A 22,926-nucleotide genomic window follows, 5' to 3' on the forward strand; every position below is an offset into this window, starting at 1 on the left:
ATGCAAAAAAGAACCGCTCACCAGATAGCCGATGTGCTGATTGAGGCTCTGCCCTATATTCAACGTTTTAAAGGCAAAACCATCGTGGTTAAATTCGGCGGCAATGCGATGATTGATGAAGAACTCAAACATAGCTTCGCACGAGACATCGTATTGATGAAACTGGTCGGCTTAAACCCGATAGTGGTTCACGGTGGCGGGCCGCAAATCGGTCAGTTGCTGGAAAAACTGGGTAAAACCACAGGCTTTGTCGACGGCATGCGCATCACCGACAGCGAAACCATGGATGTGGTTGAGATGGTGCTGGGCGGACTGGTCAATAAAGAAATCGTCAATTTAATCAACATGCACGGCGGCAAAGCGGTCGGCTTGACCGGCAAAGACGGCAATTTTATTCGGGCTAAAAAACTGCATCTTACTCCTCGCGAGGCCTTGCCTGGAGCGCTGGCCCCGGAGATTATCGATCTGGGCCATGTCGGCGAAGTCAGCAGTATAGATCCGGCGGTACTCGATATGCTCGGCAGCAGTGATTTTATTCCGGTTATCGCCCCGATCGGGGTTGGTGAAGACGGTCATTCCTATAACATCAATGCCGATCTGGTTGCCGGAAAAATTGCCGAGCAGTTAAAAGCCGAGAAACTGATTTTGCTGACCAATATACCGGGCATCCTGGACAAACAGGGCACGCTGCTGACCGGTTTATCGATCAAAAAGACCGAGGAACTTATCGCTGACGGCACCATTTCCGGCGGCATGATCCCCAAAACCCGCTGCGCTACCGATGCGATAAAAGGCGGCGTCACCAGCGTGCATATTATTGACGGTCGCGTCGACCATGCGGTGCTGCTGGAACTGTTTACCGATCAGGGGGTTGGGACTTTGCTGCTGGATGGGTGATTTTTTAAGAAGATTTATCACGAACGACTATATGGATGCAGTAGGATGTGCTGAACGCAGTGAAGCGTATCAATACCAACATTCATCACGCGAGCGATGCGCTTCGTACCAGCGCATCCTATGGCTCTCCCTTTATTCCGTTTTTGGGTTTAATTATCTGATGGGCGGGAATTTGTTCAGCAATTACCGGATATGAAACTTAATGATTTCAACAATACGGGAAAGGCCTTGCGCTTGGGCCAGTTTTTCTGCCGTATTGCCTTGATAATCGGCTAAATCCGGTTTAGCTCCATGTTCCAACAACAGTTTAATAATAGCTTCCCTGCCAAACAGCGATGCCATCATCAATGCGGTTTGGCCTGCCTGATTTTGATGATTGACATCGCATTGAGTATGTTCCAATAGCCATCTTACCGTTTCATCATATCCTTTAAAAGCAACGCCCATAAAAGCATTACTGCCCTTTGCATCAAGGGCGCAGGGATTTGCACCCTGCTGTAACAATGTTTCCAAAACCTGATTATGACCATAATAGGCTGCCAGGATAAAAGGCGTGTAAAAATCACTGTTTGTCGAATTCACATTACAACCTGCTAAGACACAGGTTTTAATTGCATTGACATCACCTTCCCGTGCTGCTGTAAAAATGTCTATTTCTTCAGCGCCAACGGGTAACGCTACCATTAGCGACCATAAGGTAAGAAATATTGCTGTGCTTCTGTTCATTGTGTTACCTCATCCATCACTCAATCTAAAATCCGGGTGGCGGAATTTCGTTCCGCCACCCGCCGTACCTTATTCCTTATAGCTTTCGGCCCTCTGTTTTACATCATCAAAATTAACATCGACCTGGTCGGCAACGCGCTTACCGTATTCACTATCGGCTTTATAGAGAAAACTGGTGATAATGGTGCGGATTTCGCGGTTCGCGACCGTTTTTAAATCGCCCGCAAACGCATTGACCAAGAGGGTTTGATCGGCTTCGGAAAATGAACGATACAACTCACCTGCTTGCGTGAAGTTTTGCGTTTTCTCAAACGGGATTTGCTGAGTGCTTCCCTCTAATGGCGACTGGCAATATTCATACTGTTTATCATCAACAAAACCTTCACCGCTGCGGCTGGGTTGATAATTAACCGTACTTGTTTCCGGCGTGGAGTAACCGGCCCCGTCCTGATTATGTGAATTCACCGTCACTTTGGGCGCATTAACAGGCAAACTCAAATGATTAATGCCCAATCTATAGCGCTGGGTATCGGCATAAGAAAACAATCGCCCTTGTAGCATCCTGTCTTCTGACGGCTCTATACCTGGAATCATGTTACTGGGCGCAAACGCCGACTGCTCGGTTGATTGGAAAAAGTTGTCCGGCACCTTGTTTAACGTCAATTCACCCACTTTACGCGAGGCAACCAATTCTTCCGGCCAGATTTTAGTGTCATCCAACGGATTAAAATCAAAATCATCCAATTGTTTAGGCTTCATGGTCTGGATATATAAATCCCAAACCGGATACTTGCCCTGCTCGATGTGGCTATAGAGGTCTGCGGTCAGGTGATTAAAATTTTTAGCCTGTATCGCCGATGCCTGTTCAGGCGATAAGCCTTTATTACCTTGACGTGACTTCCAGGTAAATTTCACATAGGTTTGCCGGCAGTCCGCATTGGTAAATTTAAAAGCATGAACACCGGCACCATCCATTTCCCGATAACTTGCTGGAATGCCTAACGGTGAATACAGCAGCGTTAAGGTTCGCGTACCTTCCGGAATATGAGAAAAAAAGTCAAAAACGCGCGACGCTTCCTGAATATTGGTTTTGGGGTTCGGTTTAAACGCATGCACCATATCGGGAAACTTGATCGCATCACGAATAAAGAAGGTAGGGAAATTATTACCGACCAAATCCCAATTACCTTGTTCGGTATAAAATTTCACGGCAAAACCATGCGGGTCGCGTAAGGTTTCGGGTGAATGCTTGGAATGCACGACCGAGGAAAAGCGTACAAAAACCGGCGTTTCCTTACCCGTTAGCTGAAAAGGTGCAGCGCGGGTAATGTCGGTCAAATCCGCAGTAGCCTTAAATATCCCAAACGCTCCGGTTCCCCGCGCATGGACAACCCGCTCAGGAATGCGTTCACGATCAAAATGCGCCAATTTTTCTATCAGCTGATGATCCTGCAACAAAGTCGGCCCCAATGGCCCGGCAGTTAATGAATTCTGGTTATTGCCTACCGGCGCACCGGTAGAGCGTGTCAAAGTAGACTCTACCGCTAATGCCGAACCCGTTATAGCGATGCTAACGCCAACTGCAATGGTATTGGCTATCAATTTATATTTGGATTGCTTTTTCATAATGACCTCCTGAGGCCTTGGTTTTCTTTATTTGACTGATAAAGACCGAATTTTGATCTTTAGCCGATAGAAAATAAGCTGGCTTTCATAGATATTTTTCTGACTTACCTCTATTGATTTCAGAATAACAATTGATGCCATCAATGTATAATTGATTGTTTATATCTCATCAATTGACTTGGCCTATCGTAAGGAGCTGTTATGAACCTCAGAGATTTACATTATTTGGTTGCCGTAGCCGATTTGCGCAGCTTTATTCAAGCGGCCGACCAATGCTGCATTAGTCAACCGACGCTTAGCACGCAAATAAAAAAAGTGGAGGAACGCCTGGGCGTGCAGATTTTTGAACGCACCAATAAAAAAGTATTGCCGACCGAATTAGGCGAGCAGATTATCGCCTCAGCCCGACGTGTCTTGCTGGAAATCGATACAATCCAACAGCTTGCCGGAAACGCCCAAGACCCCCTGACGGGTAATTTCAGGCTGGGTGCATTTCCGACACTTTCAACCTATATTTTTCCAGGGTTGGTTCCGTTAATTAAACAAGCGCTACCGAAACTACGACTGATCCTGATTGAAGAAAAAACCGATATTCTTGTTGCGCAGCTTAAACAAGGACAACTTGACGCCGCTTTGTTGGCATTGCCGATACACGATGACACTCTGGAAACCAGACAGTTGTTTGAAGATGAGTTCTTCCTGGCCGTAGCCATTGATAACCCGTTAGCCGAGAAAAAATCGATTGCGCAGTCGGACTTATCCCATCAACAGTTATTGCTGTTGGATGAAGGGCATTGTCTGCGCGGACAGGCTTTGCAGATTTGCCAGTTGAACGGCGCGGAAGAACAGCAGGATGTCAGAGCTACAGGACTTGAAACGTTAAGACAAATGGTCAGAGCGGGAACCGGTATAACGTTTATGCCCAAAATCGCCATTCATGAACCTGAAGACGGTATTCGCTATATTCCGTTTGAGGAACCTGTCCCCAAACGTACTATCGGTATGGTTTGGCGTAAGACCAGCGCGCGAAATGAATTGTTTGATCTGCTAACAAAGCTAATATCTGATTAAGGGCATCTCTACTCCCATCTTACTCTAAAACCGTTTAACTTTAGAGCGAGCTATAAAGTCAAGTAGTCTGCGCATTTGCAAATCGGTCATGGGCGAACCTCGTGCTAGTTGATTCTGAATACGCACGGCCTTTTCCTGTACTGATAATGTATAGGGCACGTTATATAAACCCTTTCGCCGTACTTCGTGAATAAGGTATTCAGCCGGATTGAGTTGAGGCGAATAGCTGGGAGTATGCCAAAAGCCAAGGCTAAACGCTGGCAGCGCCACATGCTGTGCGATTTCGGCAAGCAACTCATGTACTCCTGTTTCCATTCGCTTGCCGTGAATTCTGGCATTATCAAGCAAAAAAGTTAACTGGCTGAAGCCTTTTTGCAGGTAAACCAACACAGTGAGTACAACGACCCTTACGGCTTCTTCAGTTGTGCTTTGCCCGTTAAAGTCAACACGCGTGGCTCCTCGTTGTACATCAACGGTCAGGAAACCGTTGAGTTTTTGCCGGTGGCGCTCATCGCTCGGTATTCTGGGCTTGGTATTTTTCTTAGCCCAAGCGTAATGTGTGTAAGGCAAGCTCTATTCATCCAAAGCAATCAACGCACTATCTTCACTGAGCAGTGCCGTTTTTTTTTAAGTCAGTGATGCATTGAGCCTGTTCATGTGCATCAGTAGGGCCATAGTCGCGATGTGCTTTTTGTAACGACAGGTCCCAGTGATCAAACAATTGATACAGGCGAGCACTGCTAATCTTGATCTGCCACTTTTGCTCAATCACTGTACGCATTCGATCAGCAGTCCACTGATAGCTGTCAATGCCATAATCAGCCGGTGTTTTATGTAACATCATATAGCGCACGATACGTTGCCGCTGTTCAGACAAAAGCTGCTTCCGATGCACGGATGCTTTTTTAAGCAATTTATCAAAGCCACCGTGTAAATAGCTGTCAAGCCAATAAACCAGCGTCTGCCAACGTACCTTTTGTTGGCTGCAAACTTCGGACAGGTTCTGTCCATCCCAAATGGCTTTCAGTGCCAAAAGCCGTCTGCGCTGCCATTGCTTTTGATGCTCATAATACTGCTTTTGCCAAGCTTTCCGGTCTTGAGGCGCTAGGCGCTGAAGGCGTATTCTGCGAATCATGTCTCCCCCTTAAAGTTTGCTGTTTCACTAACTTAAAGATAGACGATTTTTTAATCAAATGGGAGTAAATAAATGCTCGAAAGTCTGATAAACGGTTTCTCTTTTCTCAATAATCGCAATTAACAGTAATTTATCCTGAAGCGTATAAATAAGCCTGAATTTCCCAACTCGAATTTTTTTAAACTTACTGTAACCTTGTAAGCTTTCGCCAAAGATTAAGTCTTCTCTTAAATTTTCTATGACTTCTTTTAGTTTTTTTGCTGTTTTCGGGTCATTTTTTGCCAGCGCGGTTAACGTTTTAAAGGCCTACTTCGTTAATCTATACGCTCGCATTTTTACAGGCTATCAAGTAAATCTTGCGCTTCTTTATCGGAGGCAAATCCTTCTTTAATAGCCAGTTCTGCCGCCTTGGCATATAAAATATCTTCCAGCCTTGCTAATTCTTTATATCTGGCCGACGATAAAATTACGGCGATACTTTTATCTTGTTTTAAGATGGTGACAGGTTCTTCATCTACTGCCGAGATAATAGCGCTAAAATTCTGTCTGGCTTCTGTTGATGTGATGGTTTTCATGGTAAGTGACCCGTATCAGCTAAAAATGTACAAAACTACAATCATTTTGTACATTAATTCTAGTGTGTTTTTGGGCTATGTCAAATTAAGCATGTGGACGAGGCAGAGATTTTCTGCCTACCATATCAATTACTCTTCGTGTGTTCGTGATGAATTTACAGAATGTCGCCGCACCCGTTACTCACCCACCGCAGCCTCAATAAACGGCCTGAATGCCGTCCTTATGTCACGCACTTTCTGGCTGGCGCAGAGTTCAGTGCCTGCCGATGATTCCCAACAGCGAATGTTGAGAAAAATCTGCTGTTTTTTGTTTTCATCTTCTATTTTTGAAATCGCCAAGCTCAGGTCGCTGTCGGTTGCCGGTGCCCTGCCCAGAATCAATTTGTCAGTATCGGTATCAATCGGTGTTGTGGCATGCGTTTTGATGAACTCATGCGCGCTCATCCAAGCCTTTACGCAAAGCTCATCAGTCCGGCAGGTGTATAAACCCATGTCATCGGCAACTTTATTCTCTGCAATCTTGTCAGATTCTTTAGAGGGGTCTTTATGATCCCGGGTTAAAAATGTAAAACGTTCGATGTCGGCTTCAAATTCGGCCTTGGCCCGATTCTTTTTTTCGATCTGTTTGTTTATTTCGGCATAAGCGACTTGTATCTGTGCTTCTGTTTGTTTGATGTCACTCAGCAAATCTTTTGTCATTTTTTTGCCGTTACGTTCGAGTTCTGCGGCTTTCTTTTGCTGTATTCCCAGTTGATTTTCTACCCGTTTTAAATTGCCCTGAGCCACGTTTCGTTGAGCATCCAGAGACTGTAGGGTTGCGTCAATGCTCTCTTCCATGTCCTTCACATTACGGAAGGTGCTGAGCAGCACTTTGTCGTTAGCTTGTTGCTGGGCGATGATTTCTTCCTGAGCTTTTTTCAGGGTACTCAGTCGTTCATCCATCGCCTGCTGTTCTTTTGTTTTTGCCTTTTCGGTGACGGCAAGAACCCGGCCTTTGTCGCTTAGCGATTCTCGCCGATATTGAGACTGTTCCGGCGGAACCTGATCGGAGAAAACGGTTTCGCCATTTTCATTTACCCAACGGTACATTTTTTTGGCAAGTGCAGACTGGCTGCCACATAAAAAAAGAAAACAAACCAGAAAAATACTGGCTGAAAAAGTGCGTGTTTGCATGGCTGAGGTGTGGTTTTTTCCAGGAAAAATAAATGATAGGGCAACGATACTGGAAGAGCAGGCAAAAGGTGCAAGACAAAAAACCTTGGCTTCATCATGGCCGTTTTTTAGTCTTTAAATCGCCATCGTAACAAGGAAGGATCGAATGGCAGCGCATCAGACAGGTATGGGGATTTCTTTGGCGAACTCATCGGCTATAAACCCGATCAGATACGGATGACTTTGCCGTCGACTGGCGCCGCCTTGATCCTGAGTTTTAATCTGTCGCCCTGCAGTCCCGACCATTCATCCTTGCTGGCCTTGGGTTGAACAGGGAGCTTCTGCGTCAAAACGCGATGTTGCCAGCGGTACCCGTTCAACCGATCACCGGTTTAACCAATCAAATTGGCTAATTGATGCAGCGGCGGCAGCACCACCATTTTTGCCAGTTGCAATAGCATTAACGCGGCTAAAGGCGACAAGTCAATGCCGCCCAGATCGGGAATGAATTTGCGGCAAAGATCAAGCACAGGTTCGGTCAGGCTGTTCAAGATAGACGATGCGGCATTAAACGAGCCGGGATTCAGCCAGCTGAGAATGGCTCTGGCAAATACGGCATAGATGAAGATGTTGATCAGCAACGAAACCAGCTGGGTCAACGATAAAATCGTCAATGCGCCGATACTGATAGCGATGCCTTTCAGCAGTAATATGGAAAAATCGGCCAGCATTTGCAGGCCAAAGACCAGAACCAGCGACGACGTATCTATTTTTCCGATAGACGGAACAAAGCGGCGTAGCAGTTTTAACGGCGGGTGCGTCACTTTGACCAGAAACTGGGAAATTGGGTTGTAAAAATCGGCGCCGCACCATTGCAATAAAAAGCGCAGTAACACCGCTAAAATATACAGAGAAAACAGCGAATCGATGATAAAAATAGCCGGATCGGCCATGTAGCTTGAACCCATTAGAAATTCTCCATTTGTTTAGACATTTCAATAGAACGGTCTCGTGCCGCATGTAAGGCTTTTGCAACCAGCTCGGTAAAACCGCCTTGCTCAAACGTTTCTATAGCCTGCTGGGTCGTGCCGCCGGGAGAGGTGACGCGCTTGCGTAACTGTTCTGGCGATTCGGCCGATTCCAGCGCTATTTTGGCCGCGCCCAATGCCGTCTGTTGTACCAGTAAACGCGCGGTCTGTTCGCTCAAACCCAGCTCTAATGCGGCTTTTTCCATGGCTTCCATCAGTAGAAAATAATAGGCGGGGCCGCTGCCGGAAACAGCGGTCACCGCATCCAACTCGGCTTCATCCTTAACCCACAACGCAATGCCGACCGACCGTAAGATGTTTTCCGCCAGATCGCGTTGTTCAGCCGTCACCTTGTCGTTGGCATGCAAGGCGGTAGCGCCGGTCAATACCAGCGCCGGAGTGTTGGGCATGCAACGCACTATCGCGGTATCAGCGCCTAACCAGCGGCTTAAACTGTTCTGGTTTATACCGGCGGCAATAGAGACCACCAGCGATTTTTTTTGCTGAATCAGCGGGGCGATGCTTTGCGCTACAGCGCTCAGTATCTGCGGCTTGACCGCTAAAACCACGACATCGACCGCATTAATGATGTCGTCATTGTTAACCGAAGTATTAATGTGCAGTTGTTTCGCCAGGTCAGTCAGCGTGTCCGGGTTAATATCCGACACCCAAATCTGCTCCGGTGTATGTCCGCTGGCAATCAATCCGCTAATCAAACTGGATGCCATATTACCGCCGCCGATAAATCCTATTTTATGTATTTTCATGCTGGTTAATGTGTTGGTTGAGTTGAAAGTATTTTACCCTATATGAGGTCGGCATAATAAATCACAAGGCTTTTGATCTGGCAAGCTGTGCTACATTACCCGTACCAAACGATAAACAGAACTTATGATTGAAACCATTTATATAGAACAAGCTATCTTGCAGCACCCACGTGTTCTCGATATTGTGGCGCGATTTCCCCAAGCCAGAAAAATAACCTGCGGCCGTTACGGCGAAGTGTTTAACCCCAAAGCGCAAAACTTTCGCCTGCAAAAGCAACAGCCTGCCCTGATACTGGCGGAAAAATATAAAAACTTTGCGCTGCCTGCCCCGCTGGGTTACGGCATCGGGGCGACAAGAAATTATTATTTCTCGCACATGCTCAACTGTCTGTACGATTGCCGCTACTGTTTTTTGCAGGGCATGTATCAGTCGGCCAACTACCTGCTGTTTGTCAATTACGAGGATTTCCAACAAGACATCCGGCAACTGTGCGCCGGGTCGCCGAACGAAAACCTGCATTTCTTTTCCGGCTACGATTGCGACAGCCTGGCTTTGGAACCGGTCACCCGGTTTGCCGAGCAGTTTTTGCCGTTTTTTGCGACACTGCCCAATGCCTGGCTGGAACTAAGAACCAAAAGCACCCAGGTCAGAAGCCTGTTAAATCGCGAACCGCTTCCCCGCTGCATCGTGGCATTCAGCCTGTCGCCGGATGAAATAGCCGCAAAAGTCGAAGATAAAGCGCCATCGGTACAGCGGCGTCTGGATGCACTGTGCAAGCTTCAGCAACAAGGCTGGCAAATCGGACTGCGCTTCGACCCGTTGCTTTATCAATCCGGCTACCAGCAGCAGTATCGGCAATTATTCGAGCAGGTTTTTTCCCGCATCGATCTAAACCTGTTGCACTCGGTCAGTCTGGGCGTGTTCAGACTGCCGGAGAATTTCTTTAAAAAGGTACAGAAACTTTATCCCGAAGAAAAACTTTTTGCAGGCCCCTTGGTGAGTCAACAAGGTATGGTTTCGTATAAACAAGAACTGGAGCAGGAGATGATGCATTACTGCAGCAAACAAATCTTAACTTACATACCATCCGACAAATTTTTTCCATGCACGCTATAAAACGTACCATTCTGGTGACCGGGGCCAGTTCCGGCATAGGCCGAGCCATCGCCAGGCATTTATTGCAACAGGGGCATCGGGTGCTCGGCGTATCCCGCGATAGCGCCAAGTTTATCCGACCGATGGATAACTTCACTCCCGTGCAACTGGATTTAAGCCGGTTAACCGATATAGCGCAAAAAATCGGCGAACTGGAACAAGCCTTTCCCGAAATCGATGCGGTGGTTTTTTGTGCAGGGAGAGGACAGTTCGGCTCAATAGAGGAGTTTTCCTACGCTCAAATTGAAGAGCTGATGACGCTGAACTTTACCAGCCAGGCCTTTTTGGTGAGAGCGTTACTGCCTGCGTTAAAACGTAAAGAGCACAGCGATTTGGTTTTTATCGGCTCGGAAGCCGCCTTAAAAGGCAGCCGCAAAGGGGCGATGTATTGCGCCAGCAAGTTTGCGCTGCGCGGCTTTACCCAAGCCTTGCGCGAAGAATGCGGCAAAAGCAAGGTGCGGGTTTGCCTGATTAATCCCGGCATGGTCAAAACGGCATTTTTTGAACAACTGTCTTTTGAGCCGGGCGACGAGGATAGCCATTTTATAAAGCCGGAAGATGTCGCCGAAGCAGTCTCCTATGTGCTTAATTCGCGAGCCCATATCGTGGTCGATGAAATCAATCTGAGTCCTTTGAACAAGGTGGTAAAATTCAAAAAATCATGAGAATTTTTAACCCAGCTAATCGAGGATGAATTGAGCAGTTTGCGGGACAATGGCTTGAATATGCTTTCTCGTGAGATGTATTCCGGGCGCGGCGGGTTAGTCGAGAGCGGCTCTGCAACCCGCTTACTCAGCGCATTATAGACAAAAAAGACATTCGATTAGTCGGCAACGGCCTCTGAAATCAACTCATAAGCGCCATCAGCATTGTGTACTTCCTTACCGCTCAAAGGAGGATTAAACACACAGGCCGGTTTCATTTCCTTAAAAGCACGCAATATATGCTTATCGTGTTTATCCAGGATATAAATCGTACCCGGAGTAATGGCATGTTTGTTACCGTCAGTCAGGGTTTCAACCTCACCTTCCCCGGAAATGCAGTAGACAGATTCCAGATGATGTTGATAATGCATCTGAAAATCAGCGCCCCGGTAAATCGTGGTGATATGAAAGGAAAACCCCATATTGTCATCTTTCAATAACAACCGGGTACTTTCTCAGTTGTTATCCGGTGATACGATACGGCGTCCGGTTTTTTCGGCTCTTCCCGATTTCGTGGGGTGACCACTACATATAGTGTTAGGCATAGCCAAATAACCGCCTACCTTCGACATCAAGCCAGATATGCTGGAATAACCGACCTAAGTCATATATCCCATAACAACGCCGCTTGATGACTTTGATTTTGTTATTGAGACCTTCGACAAAACCACTCGATTGCCGTTGAATGAAATAATTGGTGATTTCATCCATCCACTTCCGTAATGTTCCCACAAACGAATCAAAGCAACTCAGTTCCAGTTTTTGTACCTGCTTAATCCAGGCCTCCAGTTCTATTACAGCCTGCGCTTTAGTCAAGGGCCTATTAAAAATAGAGGTCATGACTTCTCTGAAAATATAAACTTGCTGAAGCATGGGTGAATAACGGAACAACATTAACAGCGGCACCTGTTGCTCCTCGGTTATATCCGCCCAACGCTTCCGAAATATCCACATCACGCCTTTGAGTTCGGCATACTCTTTATCGGACAGGGTCTTTTTAAGGGCACGTATTTCCTGCTTTCTGGCCTTGTCTGCGCAGCCTCGGTAGTTCTTAGCAACATGAAACCGATCAACGATGACCACAACCCCTGATAAAGCCTCGTACACAGCATTGCTATAACCTTCATACATATCAACGCAGACCCGCTGGATCGTTGCTTTTTGTAATACTGGAATAGCCGCCAAAAAAGCTTTGACGGTGTCTTTCTTTCGATCAGGTAGTACCGCCAATATGTGTTTTTCTCCCTGCTCATTAATGGCTGAGACAATCACGACAAAATCCTTGTGGCCTTTCTTCAACGCAATCTCATCAATGCCGAGTAACGGTATGGCTTTAATAGTCTGCCAGTAAACCTGCTGATGAATATGGCGGTTGATGATCCCTTCCACAGCGGCTTCACCGATACCACGCTTCATGCTGACATCGGTAATCGTGCTATTAATCAAGTCGCGCAATAGCCATTGTTCATAGGCCTTGGTATGCGGACTTTTACTGTCATACCAGCTGCAGGTCTGCGTGGTCGTGGGACCGTTATCGCAATCAGGGCATTGATAGCGTTTAGGTTTTATTTTAAGCCAAACGGTTTTGTCTAATATTGGCAAATGCCGTAACGTGATCTCTTTGCTGTACCCATAAAATTTATCAATCGGTTTGCCGCAGCACTTACAAGTTGTGCCTTTTAGCGTACTGGTAAGCGTTAGCACAAAACCTTTTTTTGAGGACGTATCCAGTTTTTCAATTTGTACATCAGGAATATCCAGGGGAATTTGTATTAGCATGGCTCTCTTATTGTCTATTTCCTGATTACAGGTAGGTCGGTAAGCTTGTTGGCGTTCAGCTATCTTATACTACATGTAGTAGCTACCCCACGAAATCGGGAAGAGCCAAATTCATCAGGCAAAATTTGGGTTGGATTGCCGGAAATACGGCAATTTAATCTACGCAGCCAGGTTTGATGATAAAGAGGGAAACGGGAGAAATCAAAGGCACATGATGACATCTGTGCCGTAAAGGCAGCCAGACGGTCGCCTTTACGATGGAACTTGTTGCTCCGACAGTCTCAAGGACTGCCGGTAAAAATCAATTAATTTGGCAAGGCAGCTAATTTTTGTTGAACTTGAGCCGTGACATCAATTTGGTCGCTGGCATAAATAACACCATCAGTAAGCAGCAAATCATAGCTTTGATCTTTGGCTATGCCGCGAATAACTTCAACAATACGATTTTGCAACTTACCCAATTCTTCATTACGACGAACATTAAAATCTTCGCTAAATTCTTGTTGAGCTCTTTTTGCATCCCTTTTCTTGTTGAGGATATCTCTTTCCATGTTTGTTCGCTCTGACGCACCCATTACGGCGGAATCTTTGGCTATTCTATCATCCATGCTTTGAATTTCTTTTTGCTGAGCAACTAACTGCTTATCGCGCGGTGAAAACTCTTGTTCCAATCGTTTTTTAGCTTTTTCAGCTTGGGGGGCTTTTTCAAGAACGGCAGGTATATTGACAAAACCAATCTTTAAATCAGCAAAGCTCACATTGGTAATGAGCAACAATCCTAAAAATAGAGCAATTTTCATTTTCATTGTTAAACAGGTCTCTGGTTGTAGTGAAATAGGGGGAAATAATAAAAAACGTGGACGTTTTGACGAATTATAAGTGGGAGAAGCTATTTAACCAAAAAGATTTGAAAAAATGGCCTTGCAACCTCCGTTTTTCATCCTAAAACGTAACGATTCAGCCGTTAGAAAAATAGAACGCAGGAGTAAATATCTGTCCCTGTAGGCGACACAGATAAATAGGATAAACGCGGATAGTTTAAGAAAAAAATCTTATTTTTATCTTAAACTATCCGCGTCGCCTACAGGGATATAGATGCTTAGCGTGAGCACGACTTGCATGGACGCAGGAGGTACGACCCCATGGATGGGGGAGGTAGAATCGCGTTGGGAACAGCGATCGAGAGCAATGCAGGAGCGGAAGCTGTATCTGCGTTCGACTATATTGATGGCCGAGTAGTGACCCTAAACCGACTTTTATTGCTTAGCGCCCACTTGGCTGGCGCACTTTATACACAGAGTGGAATAAGGTATGGCTTTTAATCGCTCCTTACTGATCGGTTGCCCACAAACCTGACACAACCCGTATTGGCCCTTATCTATTCTGGCGATAGCCTGCTTGACCATTTCTATTTCCGTTCTGGCCGCATTGCCCAAGCCATCCAAAACCTCATCATTTTCCGCTTGGGTCGCCTGCTCTTCAAAGTCTTTATCTAAAGGCTCTTTAACATCATGCGTAATCTTAGTCAGTCGATCATCAAGATCTTCCAGCATGTCGATTAGACTGTGGCGTACTTCTTCATATTCTTTCATAAAAAACGTCCTTTTTTGTCCGGCCTTAGTGGCGTATAAAGCCGATTTTCATTGATAACCTATAGCATCCTATCACTCACCCTGTAAAATGCAATTCGTCAGCCTTTAGATTCAGCCCATCAGATCATATTCGGCAACCTTATCAGGTTCGGCTTGCATTTTGTTGTCTGCTGGCCCTATAAAACACCGGAATGAGCTAGAGCGAGCGTATGGAAAGCGCTATGCTGAAAAATATAACCCATGCCCGTGTGCAATAGACATCTTTCCCAAATACCGCTATGTAGGCAGGAATAAGACTACCCAAGCGTAGTGCGTGATAGCGTTTCCGGCAGATTCGACGTGTGTTTGCCGGAAATACGGATTCTTGCTATCGCTTCAACCCGCTTATTTCGGTCTGCATAACCGTAGCGACTATTTAGGAAAGATGTCTAACATAGTTCAATTATCAACCTCAAATCATGTCTACCTTCCGCTTTCAGCAGTTTTCAGTCTTACAAAAACACTCGGGCATGAAAATATGCACCGATGCCGTTTTATTCGGCGCAATGGCTCCGGTCAAACAGGGCGACCAAGTGCTGGACATCGGCGCAGGAACCGGCGTGCTTACACTAATGGCCGCCCAACTGGGCGCGGCAAAAGTGACTGCCGTGGAGTTGACCCAAGAAGCTTATCAAGAGGCCAATATTAACGTCAGCAACAGCCCGTGGGCCGAACGACTTGAGGTTGTGCATCAGGATATTCAAAGCTTTGCCTTAACCGCCGACCGGCAATACGACCTCGTCATCAGCAATCCGCCGTTTTTCGAAAATCATCTCAAGACCGCCGATACCCTGAGAAATACCGCCCGGCATACCGATCAACTGCCCTTTGCCGATCTGATCAGCGTTGCAGGAAGTTTATTAGCCCCGCAAGGTTTGTTTTACCTGTTGCTTCCCGCCCATGCGGCAGCAAAGTTTTCCGCTCAGGCATTAGCGTCGGGGCTTTATTTGATCAATCAAACCGATTTTCGAGGCTATGCGCATAACGAAGCCAAAGTATCCGCGCTGACATTCAGTCGCACCGCGGCTGGGCTGCAAGCAAGGTTGTTGACGATCTATGAAGCCCACAACGTTTATAGTTCAAACAGTGCGGCTTATTTAGCGGATTTTTTATTGAGGTTTGCTAGAGACCGACTTAAGCGGCCAAGCTAAAAGACGAATCAAAACAGCAAGTAGCCTGGATGGAGCTTGCAAAATCCAGGGCTTGGTGGCGCCGATCGCCGGTATTCCGCTATGCTACATGCGGGCTACGAGATTTTCATACACGTTGATAGTGCGGCTCTGGCCTCCCTTTATACAACCTAAGCAAACACGTCCCTGTGTTGCAGTGTTGCAGATTTTGAATGTTAATCAAATTATCTGACAACGTTGTGTCCGCGGCCGCTCATGCAGTTGTTATAAGCATTCTTGAATTTATCTTCCGAACTAACTCCTTTGACTGCACCGCCACCAAAACCACCCGCCGCAGCGCCTATGGCTGCGCCCGTGCCCGGATTTCCAGTGAATGCGCCAACAATTGCACCTCCGGCCGCTCCAATTAAACCGCCGACTCCCGCACCGATAGCGGTTTCTTTTGCAGTGCCACCGGAAGCATGACTAGCAAGCTCTTTACATTCAGCCATATCCTGATTAATTCGATAGGCATTACGATCATTAGAGGAATCGACTGTGGGCGTCCATCCTCCGTAGCTGTAGCAACCTGAAATTAATGTGCTGCCTATCAAAACGATGCTGGTTGTTAATTTTTTCATATCAATTTTTCCTTTAGTAGTGAGATTTTCTGCAATGGTAGTTCAATGTTTATGAATAAAAAATGAACAGAGACCACTTCTAAAACCAACCATATTATAGTTCTCTTAAGACTTGTAGTGGAGATTTATTCACCACATCTTTCACCCCCCAACATCCGGCCAGACCAACAAATACAGCGCCGGTTAATGGAATAAGCCCCCACAAATAAACATTGATACTGTAATCCAAATGCATAACTTGTGTATATAGAGCATAGAGGATCGCTTCTGCAATGATTACGGCTAACAGACCGGAAATCAATCCGAGCAGGCTAAACTCAATAATATGGGTTTTTCTTAAAAATGAGCGATTAGCGCCCAGCGTTCTCATCAAAGCACCCTCATAAATCCGGTTATCCAACGTGGAATAAACAGCGGCGAACAATACCGTAAATCCGGCCATTAACGCGAAGTAAAGCAGGTAGTTTATGGCTTGGGTCAGTTGGGTCAGAATGGTTTTAAATTGCTGCAAAATTAAATCGACTTCCAGAATGGTGATACTGGGATATTTTTTTACCAGCGTGTTTAGGACGTTTTTTTGCGCTTTGGGCAAATAAAAACTGGTGATAAAGGTGCTGGGGTAGGCATCCAGCGTGCCGGGCGAGAACACCATATAAAAATTCGGCTTCATCGTATCCCACCGAAGTTCGCGGATACTGGATACCGTCGCTTTAATCTGTTCACTGCCAACGGTGAAGGTCAAGTGATCGCCCAGCTTTATTTTTAAGCTTTTGGCCAGTTTCTGTTCAACAGAAACCAGTCCGGTTTGGTCATTCTGCCACCAGTTTCCGGCGGAAATTTTATTATCTTCAGGCAAATTTTTAGTCCAGGTAAGGCTTAATTCGCGATGCGTGGCGCTTTCTCCCTGCGTTTCCTTACTGACCACCTGTTGCACCGGCACGTTATTAATTTCTACCAGACGGCCTCTAATCACAGGATAAAACTGACTGCCGTTGATGTGCTGCTGTTGCAGTTCTTGCTGAAAAGCGGGTTGTTGATCGGGAAAAATATTCAGCGCGAAATGGTTGGGTGCATTATCAGGCAACTGCTTTTGCCAGTTATCGATTAAATCGGTGCGCACGGTAAAACTGAGCACCATAGCCACCAGCGTAATGCTGAAAGCCAGTATTTGGCTGACGCTGGCGCGACTGTTTCTTAACAAGCCTTGCAAGCCAAAACGCCAGGTCAGGCTCATGTGCGGCAGCAGTTTATGGCTTACCCTTAGCAGGCCATAAACCAGCAAGCCAAGCAGCAGCATGGTGCCCAAGCCGACACCAAGAATAGTCGCCGTCATGTTAAGATCATCGGTATAGCGCCAGATTAATACCCCAATAATGCCGACTGCCAAGCCATAAATCAGCCATGCGCTGCTGGGTAAAGGTTCCAGTTCGCGGCGCAACACCCGTAACGGCGAAACTTTTTTAAGGCGCAATAACGGCGGCAGCGCAAAACCCAACAGAATAGCCATGCCGACAATAAATCCGAATGAAACCGCCAGTAGACTTGGATTAGCGACTTGCTGGGGCAATAACGATCTTAATAAATGGAACAGGGCTTCCTGCGCAAACCAGCCCAACACGCAACCGATGGCGCTGGCCAATAAACCCAAGACAACCAGCTGACTGCCATAAAGCCAAAGAATTTCCCGCTGTTTACAGCCCAAGCAACGCAGGATAGCGGTGGCGTTAAAGTGCCGTTCGGTATAACGCCGGGTCGCCATCGCAATTGCCACGCCGGAAATTAAAATAACGACAATGCTGGACAAGCCCAGATACCGTTCCGCACGTTCCAGCGCTGAACCCAGTTCCGGCCGGTCATCATGTATATCCATGATGCGCTGAGACGGATTCAACTGCGGTTTGATCCAGCGATTGAATTGGGTTAATGCTTTGCTGTCGCCGCTAAACTGAAAGAAATAATGCACATGGCTGCCCGGCTGCACTATGCCGGTCGCTGGCAAATCGTCTGCATTCATCATCACTCGCGGGGAAAAGCTGTAAAAATCCCCGCGTTTGTCGGGTTCGTAGGTGATGATGTGACTGACGATGAGATGTTTTTCTCCGACCTGTAAAGCATCGCCCAGGTTGAGTTTAAGCGCTGACAAAATGCGTTTTTCAACCCAGGCATTTCCAGGTTTTGGGCCAGTGTGTGTAACAGTTTCTGTCAGATAATCCGCCGTCGTGGTTTTTAAAAAACCGCGTAAGGGGTAAGCGGAACTGGCGGCTTTAATACCCGCCAATAACAACTCATTATGCTCAATTAACACGCTGGAAAATTCAACCGTTTGCGCTTGAGCGAGATTAAGTTGCGCTGCCTTGGCCAGCCATTCGACTGGAATCGTGGTCGGGCTTGAGATCACCAAATCCGCCGCCAAAAACTCTGCGGCCTGAGTGCTCATGGTGCGTTGCAGGCGATCTGCAAACAGCGATATGGCGGTTGAACTGGTGACCGCAATAATCAAAGCCAATACCAGTATGGTTAATTCGCCGGAACGGCTGTCGCGCCATAACAGCCGCAATGCCAAATGAAAACGTGTCATAAGTTTGCCCATACAAATTTAGTTACTATATTTTCGGTTTTTATACATCGTCAAGTTCCTGTGGGAGCGACTTCGCCCCCACAATTCGTAGACTATGCTTTTTCATTGGACGTGACTGCCACTATGCGTCCTGCATCCAGTTTAATAGTACGTTGGCAACGTGCAGCCAAAGCCTGATCATGCGTCACCAGAATTAATGTGGTGTGGTTTTCCTGATTAAGTTCGAACAATAAATCAACAATACACGCGCCGGTTTTGCTATCAAGATTGCCGGTCGGCTCATCGGCAAATAAAATCGAGGGCCTGGTCACAAAGGCTCTGGCCAAGGCGACACGCTGCTGCTCGCCACCGGAAAGTTGCTGCGGTGTATGCGACAAGCGATGCGACAAGCCGACTCTATCCAATAATGCCGTAGCCGAGGCGTTGGCGTTTTTATCGCCGCTTAATTCCAAAGGCAACATGACGTTTTCCAGTGCGGTCAGTCCTTGCAGCAATTGAAAAGACTGGAAGACAAAGCCTATCAGCTGATTGCGCATTGCCGCCCTGCCGTCTTCGTCCATCGCGGTTAATGATTTTCCGTTCAAACTGATGGATCCGGAAGTTGGCGTGTCTAATCCGGCCAGCAGACTGATTAAGGTAGATTTGCCTGAACCCGACTCGCCGACAATCGCAATACTCTCACCGGATTTGATTATCAAATCTATGGATGACAAGATATGCAATATTCCATCGGAGGTAATAACCGATTTACTCAGCTTTTCCGTTACTATATCGCCAGGGACGGCGTGTATGCCGCAATCCTGCCGGGAGCAGGCGCTGTTAATGTTGTTTAATGATTGAGTTTGCATAATGACCCGTTTTTTATTTGCTGTAATTGTTTCGTTAATGTCGATGACCGCTACGGCCAAATCCATTGTGGTATTGGGTGATAGTATCAGTGCCGGTTACGGAATTGAAGTGGCACAGGGCTGGGTGGCCTTATTACAGAAAAAATTGGCTGAAAAAGCTGCAGGCTATACTATCCATAATGAAAGCATTAGCGGAGATACCAGCGCCGGCGGTTTAGCGCGGATAGACCGGGCCTTGACCCTGCATAAGCCGGATATCGTCATCATTGAGCTGGGTGCCAATGACGGCTTGCGCGGTTTGCCGCCGACATTGATAAAAAGCAATCTTGCCGAAATTGCCCATCGCGTACAGCTTGCCGGTGCAAAGGTGTTGTTGCTGAGCATGAGAATTCCGCCCAATTACGGCAAGCGCTATACCGATCTTTTTTACACTATTTACCCGCAATTAGCTACGGAGCTGGGCGTCCCGTATGTGCCTTTTATTATGGAAGATGTCGCCCTGACCAAGGATATGATGCAACAAGACGGACTGCATCCCAATGCCAACGGGCAGCCGGTCATTGCAGATAAAGTATGGCCGCAGCTGCTGCCGCTATTAAAATAACAACGACGTCAACAGGAAGAGAACGATAGATGAAATCACTAACACTTGAAAAAGCCAATATCATTATCAATGCCGCAACCAACAAGGCCCGTAAACTAAACATGGCGCCGCTTACCGTAGTGGTTCTGGATGAAGCCGGGCATCTAAAAGCCATGCAACGGGAAGATGGCGCGACCATGATCAGACAGCAAATTGCCACCGCAAAAGCCTGGGGCGCGGTCAGCATGGGCATATCATCGCGAAGTTTAGCCAGCGTTGCCGAAAAACGGCCCGATTTTATGAATGCCTTGATCGGCATAACCGGTGGAAACTTAATGCCGGTTCCGGGCGGCGTTTTGATTCGTGATACCAAAAACAATGTTATCGGTGCAGTAGGTATTAGCGGTGACAGTTCCGATCAGGACGAACGTTGCGCCATTGAGGGCATCGAGGCCGTGGGATTTATTGCCGGAGTTTGACGTTGGCATCGGTGCAGCTGGTTTTGATGGAAATATCTGATCGCGCCTAAAAAGCTACAGCCGGTAGCAAAAAAGTTTTGTGCTGCGTCGATCATCGATCTGTACTATCGATTCCGGATTCCAGCCTGGAATCGGGAAGGATGAAGAGATGAATAAGCTTCCGGAGCGCATTTCAGCTCCGACCTTTTCGCCAAGCTCCGCCATGACCGCCGGGGAAAGAAACGCAAACACCACATCATAACCGGCAAGATTGCATCCCCATAAACTGGCGCGATTTACGTACGCATTCGGCAGTTTGCGGCAGCGACTAGCGGCGATCAGCCACGGTAGCGGCGCGCGTTCCCACGCATCGACCCTAACGGCTCGACGTTGCGCCAGCGGCACTGCCACCGAGCCGACTCCGGCGCCGAGGTCAGCAAACGCATGGGCGTTTTCCTGTTCGACAATGCTCGCTACCGCATCAGCTACCGCGCTAGAAGACAGGAACAACGGCACATCGCCCTTAACCGTACCCCAGAACACCAGCGCCAGCAGCAGCACAATCGACAGATACAGCCAGGAAGACAGCTGCAAGGTGAGCATCGCGATTGCCATGGGCAGAAACAGCAAATGGATAGGAATCCACCAGTACCGCTGGCGCAAAACGGTTGACCACAACGCAGCCGCAGCGCCTTGTATCAGTGCCAAACGCCATGCGCCGTGAAACAACGCAGGCGACATCCAGGCCAACGTGATGGTAACCGTCAAACCCATCGTCTGTGCCGCAAGCGCTTTCAATAAAGTTGCCAAGCCATCCTCCCTGAGATTTTGACATAGTAAGAGGCCGGGAATATCTGCAGCGAGGTAAATCACTGCCATTAAGTTACGATGAAAATAGTGATGATTGAATGCCGTGGGCGCGAATTTATTCGCACGGTAGGCGTTAAAAAGCGCGAATAAATTCGCGCCCACGATAGACTAAATCCTTAACTCAATGGCAGTGAGTTGAGTGGATGCGTTAATTTTTTGGAGAATCTGGTTTGCTCACAGGCGCCGACATAGGTACAGGCACAGGTACAGGAACGGGAGCGGAAGCCGGATCGAAGCTTTCAGCAGCAGCGGGTTTAGGAGCCTGTGCCAGCTTGGCTTGCCGGTTGCCTTCACCGTAAAGCGTAGCGGAAATCATAAATAGGATGGTCGATATAATCAGAATTTTAAATCTGTCCGGTTTTTTCAAAAAGAATAAAGGCCATCTTGGCTTAATCATTCCGACAATAAAAAAAACCAGGGCCCAAATCCCAGTGTGAAAAGCGGCGTTTATCAGCATTATAATTACTCGTTAACTTACATTTAGATAGATTTATATTATTATTAGTTATGCGGTTGTTTGCAATACGCCGCGATGTTATTTTAACGGTTTTACTTTAATTGTTAGCATTGCTTTTTTCAGTCAGCCGATAAAATAAGATTTGTTAGCTGTTTATTGACACATTCCGTGTCAAAAAAACTCTTACATATAGAGTTTTTTATATGAAAATCAGGGACTTGTATGGATAATTTTGTTTTAGCATTGTTAATTTTCGCTGTCTTGATGGTGTTTATGAGTGTCAAATCGGTTCCCCAGGGCATGGAATACACCGTTGAGCGTTTTGGTAAATATATCAATACACTGACGCCCGGCCTGAACATTATCGTGCCGATTATTGACCGTATCGGCAACAAAATGATCATGATGGAGCAAGTGATGGATGTGCCGTCGCAAGAAGTTATTACCAAAGATAACGCGATGGTCACCGTAGATGGCGTGGTTTTTTACCAGGTAATGGATGCTGCCAAAGCCGCTTATGAAGTCCGCCAACTGGATTGGGCCATTCTGAATTTGGTGATGACCAATATTCGTACGGTCATGGGTTCCATGGATCTGGATGAATTACTGTCGCGCCGGGATGACATCAATGCAAAGCTGCTGTCCGTTGTCGATGACGCCACTACGCCGTGGGGCATCAAAGTCACCCGGATCGAAATAAAAGACATTGCGCCGCCTAAAGATTTGGTCGAAGCCATGGGCAGACAAATGAAAGCCGAGCGCTTGAAACGCGCATCGATTCTGGAAGCCGAAGGTTTAAGACAATCCGAGATTTTACGCGCAGAAGGCGCGCAACAGGCCGCCATTTTGGAAGCGGAAGGCCGCAAAGAAGCCTCCTACCGTGATGCCGATGCCCGTGAACGCTTGGCTCAGGCCGAAGCCAGAGCGACGTTAATGGTGTCGGAAGCCATCGGTAAAGGCGATGTCCAGGCGATCAATTATTTTGTCGCGCAAAAATACATAGAGGCGTTAAAAGATATTGGCGCATCTAGCAATAGCAAACTGGTTTTTATGCCGCTGGATTCATCCAGCGTGATTGGCGCCCTTGGCGGCATTGGCGAACTGGCTAAAGAAGCCTTGAGCAAAAAAAGCTAAG

Annotated in this window: 27 protein-coding genes; 8 read left to right on the top strand and 19 right to left on the bottom strand. The window is 47.0% G+C overall.

Going from position 1 to position 22,926, the window contains the following annotated elements; all coding sequences use genetic code 11:
• Nucleotides 1-897 (top strand): acetylglutamate kinase, encoded by an 897-nt coding sequence (argB, locus tag ABXJ76_RS17670; RefSeq protein ID WP_432746567.1) that lies wholly within the window; start codon nt 1-3, stop codon nt 895-897.
• A 183-nt stretch (nt 898-1,080) separates the two neighbouring features.
• On the opposite strand, the gene ABXJ76_RS17675 is transcribed toward argB, so the two are convergent.
• Together ABXJ76_RS17675 and ABXJ76_RS17680 are read right to left on the bottom strand one after the other, a co-directional pair.
• Nucleotides 1,081-1,623 (bottom strand): ankyrin repeat domain-containing protein, encoded by a 543-nt coding sequence (locus ABXJ76_RS17675; RefSeq protein WP_432742469.1) that lies wholly within the window; start codon nt 1,621-1,623, stop codon nt 1,081-1,083.
• Nucleotides 1,624-1,692: 69 nt separating this feature from the next.
• A complete protein-coding gene (locus tag ABXJ76_RS17680) occupies nt 1,693-3,249 on the bottom strand; it encodes a catalase (RefSeq protein ID WP_432742471.1) in 1,557 nt (518 codons plus the stop codon).
• Nucleotides 3,250-3,450: 201 nt separating this feature from the next.
• Between ABXJ76_RS17680 and ABXJ76_RS17685 the strand changes: the two genes are divergently transcribed.
• Complete coding sequence (locus ABXJ76_RS17685) at nt 3,451-4,320, top strand: LysR substrate-binding domain-containing protein (RefSeq protein ID WP_432742473.1); 870 nt, start codon at nt 3,451-3,453, stop codon at nt 4,318-4,320.
• Between the two features lie 24 nt (nt 4,321-4,344).
• On the opposite strand, the gene ABXJ76_RS17690 is transcribed toward ABXJ76_RS17685, so the two are convergent.
• From ABXJ76_RS17690 to proC, 8 genes are all read right to left on the bottom strand, one after another.
• A complete protein-coding gene (locus ABXJ76_RS17690; protein ID WP_432742474.1) occupies nt 4,345-4,890 on the bottom strand; it encodes a transposase in 546 nt (181 codons plus the stop codon).
• A gap of 34 nt (nt 4,891-4,924) precedes the next feature.
• Entirely contained in the window at nt 4,925-5,455 is a 531-nt protein-coding gene (locus ABXJ76_RS17695; protein WP_432742476.1) for a helix-turn-helix domain-containing protein, read from the bottom strand.
• 54 nt (nt 5,456-5,509) lie between these two features.
• Complete coding sequence (locus ABXJ76_RS17700) at nt 5,510-5,740, bottom strand: type II toxin-antitoxin system RelE family toxin (protein ID WP_432746569.1); 231 nt, start codon at nt 5,738-5,740, stop codon at nt 5,510-5,512.
• 50 nt (nt 5,741-5,790) lie between these two features.
• Entirely contained in the window at nt 5,791-6,030 is a 240-nt protein-coding gene (locus ABXJ76_RS17705; RefSeq protein WP_432742478.1) for a type II toxin-antitoxin system Phd/YefM family antitoxin, read from the bottom strand.
• A 177-nt stretch (nt 6,031-6,207) separates the two neighbouring features.
• Complete coding sequence (locus ABXJ76_RS17710; protein WP_432742480.1) at nt 6,208-7,203, bottom strand: DUF4124 domain-containing protein; 996 nt, start codon at nt 7,201-7,203, stop codon at nt 6,208-6,210.
• Between the two features lie 156 nt (nt 7,204-7,359).
• Nucleotides 7,360-7,488, bottom strand: a complete 129-nt coding sequence (locus ABXJ76_RS17715; RefSeq protein ID WP_432742482.1) for a hypothetical protein — start codon at nt 7,486-7,488, stop codon at nt 7,360-7,362.
• Nucleotides 7,489-7,574: 86 nt separating this feature from the next.
• Nucleotides 7,575-8,150: a YggT family protein gene (locus tag ABXJ76_RS17720; RefSeq protein WP_432742484.1), complete on the bottom strand. Its 576-nt coding sequence runs from the start codon at nt 8,148-8,150 to the stop codon at nt 7,575-7,577.
• Entirely contained in the window at nt 8,150-8,977 is an 828-nt protein-coding gene (proC, locus tag ABXJ76_RS17725) for a pyrroline-5-carboxylate reductase (protein WP_432742486.1), read from the bottom strand. Before proC ends, ABXJ76_RS17720 begins: the two co-directional genes overlap by 1 nt.
• Before the next feature lie 124 nt (nt 8,978-9,101).
• Here proC and ABXJ76_RS17730 point away from each other — a divergent pair, with 124 nt between their 5' ends.
• A complete protein-coding gene (locus ABXJ76_RS17730; RefSeq protein WP_432742488.1) occupies nt 9,102-10,094 on the top strand; it encodes an SPL family radical SAM protein in 993 nt (330 codons plus the stop codon).
• Nucleotides 10,082-10,798, top strand: a complete 717-nt coding sequence (locus ABXJ76_RS17735) for an SDR family oxidoreductase (protein ID WP_432742490.1) — start codon at nt 10,082-10,084, stop codon at nt 10,796-10,798. The genes ABXJ76_RS17730 and ABXJ76_RS17735 overlap by 13 nt, the downstream gene beginning before the upstream one ends.
• 158 nt (nt 10,799-10,956) lie before the next feature.
• On the opposite strand, the gene ABXJ76_RS17740 is transcribed toward ABXJ76_RS17735, so the two are convergent.
• The 4 genes from ABXJ76_RS17740 to ABXJ76_RS17755 all read right to left on the bottom strand — a co-directional run bounded on the left by ABXJ76_RS17740 (nt 10,957) and on the right by ABXJ76_RS17755 (nt 14,208).
• Nucleotides 10,957-11,280: an ectoine synthase gene (locus tag ABXJ76_RS17740; RefSeq protein ID WP_432742492.1), complete on the bottom strand. Its 324-nt coding sequence runs from the start codon at nt 11,278-11,280 to the stop codon at nt 10,957-10,959.
• 94 nt (nt 11,281-11,374) lie between these two features.
• Nucleotides 11,375-12,616 carry an ISL3 family transposase gene (locus tag ABXJ76_RS17745; protein ID WP_432742494.1) on the bottom strand — a complete coding sequence of 414 codons (1,242 nt, stop codon included), beginning with the start codon at nt 12,614-12,616 and terminating at the stop codon, nt 11,375-11,377.
• 305 nt (nt 12,617-12,921) lie between these two features.
• Nucleotides 12,922-13,422 (bottom strand): OmpH family outer membrane protein, encoded by a 501-nt coding sequence (locus ABXJ76_RS17750; RefSeq protein WP_432742496.1) that lies wholly within the window; start codon nt 13,420-13,422, stop codon nt 12,922-12,924.
• 450 nt (nt 13,423-13,872) lie between these two features.
• Nucleotides 13,873-14,208 carry a TraR/DksA family transcriptional regulator gene (locus tag ABXJ76_RS17755; protein ID WP_432742498.1) on the bottom strand — a complete coding sequence of 112 codons (336 nt, stop codon included), beginning with the start codon at nt 14,206-14,208 and terminating at the stop codon, nt 13,873-13,875.
• 458 nt (nt 14,209-14,666) lie between these two features.
• Here ABXJ76_RS17755 and ABXJ76_RS17760 point away from each other — a divergent pair, with 458 nt between their 5' ends.
• Nucleotides 14,667-15,398: a tRNA1(Val) (adenine(37)-N6)-methyltransferase gene (locus ABXJ76_RS17760; RefSeq protein ID WP_432742500.1), complete on the top strand. Its 732-nt coding sequence runs from the start codon at nt 14,667-14,669 to the stop codon at nt 15,396-15,398.
• A gap of 203 nt (nt 15,399-15,601) precedes the next feature.
• Here ABXJ76_RS17760 and ABXJ76_RS17765 read toward each other — a convergent pair whose 3' ends face one another.
• The 3 genes from ABXJ76_RS17765 to ABXJ76_RS17775 all read right to left on the bottom strand — a co-directional run bounded on the left by ABXJ76_RS17765 (nt 15,602) and on the right by ABXJ76_RS17775 (nt 19,423).
• The gene (locus tag ABXJ76_RS17765; protein ID WP_432742502.1) at nt 15,602-15,997 is read right to left on the bottom strand and encodes a glycine zipper family protein; all 396 of its coding nucleotides are present in this window, start codon (nt 15,995-15,997) and stop codon (nt 15,602-15,604) included.
• A 94-nt stretch (nt 15,998-16,091) separates the two neighbouring features.
• Entirely contained in the window at nt 16,092-18,575 is a 2,484-nt protein-coding gene (locus tag ABXJ76_RS17770; protein ID WP_432742504.1) for an ABC transporter permease, read from the bottom strand.
• Nucleotides 18,576-18,667: 92 nt separating this feature from the next.
• Nucleotides 18,668-19,423, bottom strand: coding sequence for an ABC transporter ATP-binding protein (locus ABXJ76_RS17775; RefSeq protein WP_432742506.1), 756 nt, complete (start codon nt 19,421-19,423; stop codon nt 18,668-18,670).
• A 1-nt stretch (nt 19,424) separates the two neighbouring features.
• Between ABXJ76_RS17775 and ABXJ76_RS17780 the strand changes: the two genes are divergently transcribed.
• Nucleotides 19,425-20,027 carry an arylesterase gene (locus ABXJ76_RS17780; protein WP_432742508.1) on the top strand — a complete coding sequence of 201 codons (603 nt, stop codon included), beginning with the start codon at nt 19,425-19,427 and terminating at the stop codon, nt 20,025-20,027.
• 29 nt (nt 20,028-20,056) lie between these two features.
• The gene (locus tag ABXJ76_RS17785; protein ID WP_432742509.1) at nt 20,057-20,485 is read left to right on the top strand and encodes a GlcG/HbpS family heme-binding protein; all 429 of its coding nucleotides are present in this window, start codon (nt 20,057-20,059) and stop codon (nt 20,483-20,485) included.
• 54 nt (nt 20,486-20,539) lie between these two features.
• On the opposite strand, the gene ABXJ76_RS17790 is transcribed toward ABXJ76_RS17785, so the two are convergent.
• Both ABXJ76_RS17790 and ABXJ76_RS17795 read right to left on the bottom strand, forming a co-directional pair.
• The gene (locus ABXJ76_RS17790) at nt 20,540-21,343 is read right to left on the bottom strand and encodes a hypothetical protein (protein WP_432742511.1); all 804 of its coding nucleotides are present in this window, start codon (nt 21,341-21,343) and stop codon (nt 20,540-20,542) included.
• A gap of 139 nt (nt 21,344-21,482) precedes the next feature.
• Nucleotides 21,483-21,791 carry a hypothetical protein gene (locus ABXJ76_RS17795; protein WP_432742513.1) on the bottom strand — a complete coding sequence of 103 codons (309 nt, stop codon included), beginning with the start codon at nt 21,789-21,791 and terminating at the stop codon, nt 21,483-21,485.
• 222 nt (nt 21,792-22,013) lie between these two features.
• On the opposite strand from ABXJ76_RS17795, the gene ABXJ76_RS17800 reads away from it, so the two are divergent.
• A complete protein-coding gene (locus ABXJ76_RS17800; protein ID WP_432742515.1) occupies nt 22,014-22,925 on the top strand; it encodes an SPFH domain-containing protein in 912 nt (303 codons plus the stop codon).
• Nucleotide 22,926: the final 1 nt, after the last annotated feature.

Origin of the sequence: Methylobacter arcticus, from assembly GCF_050917435.1 — a bacterium.
Lineage (GTDB): Bacteria > Pseudomonadota > Gammaproteobacteria > Methylococcales > Methylomonadaceae > Methylobacter_A > Methylobacter_A titanis.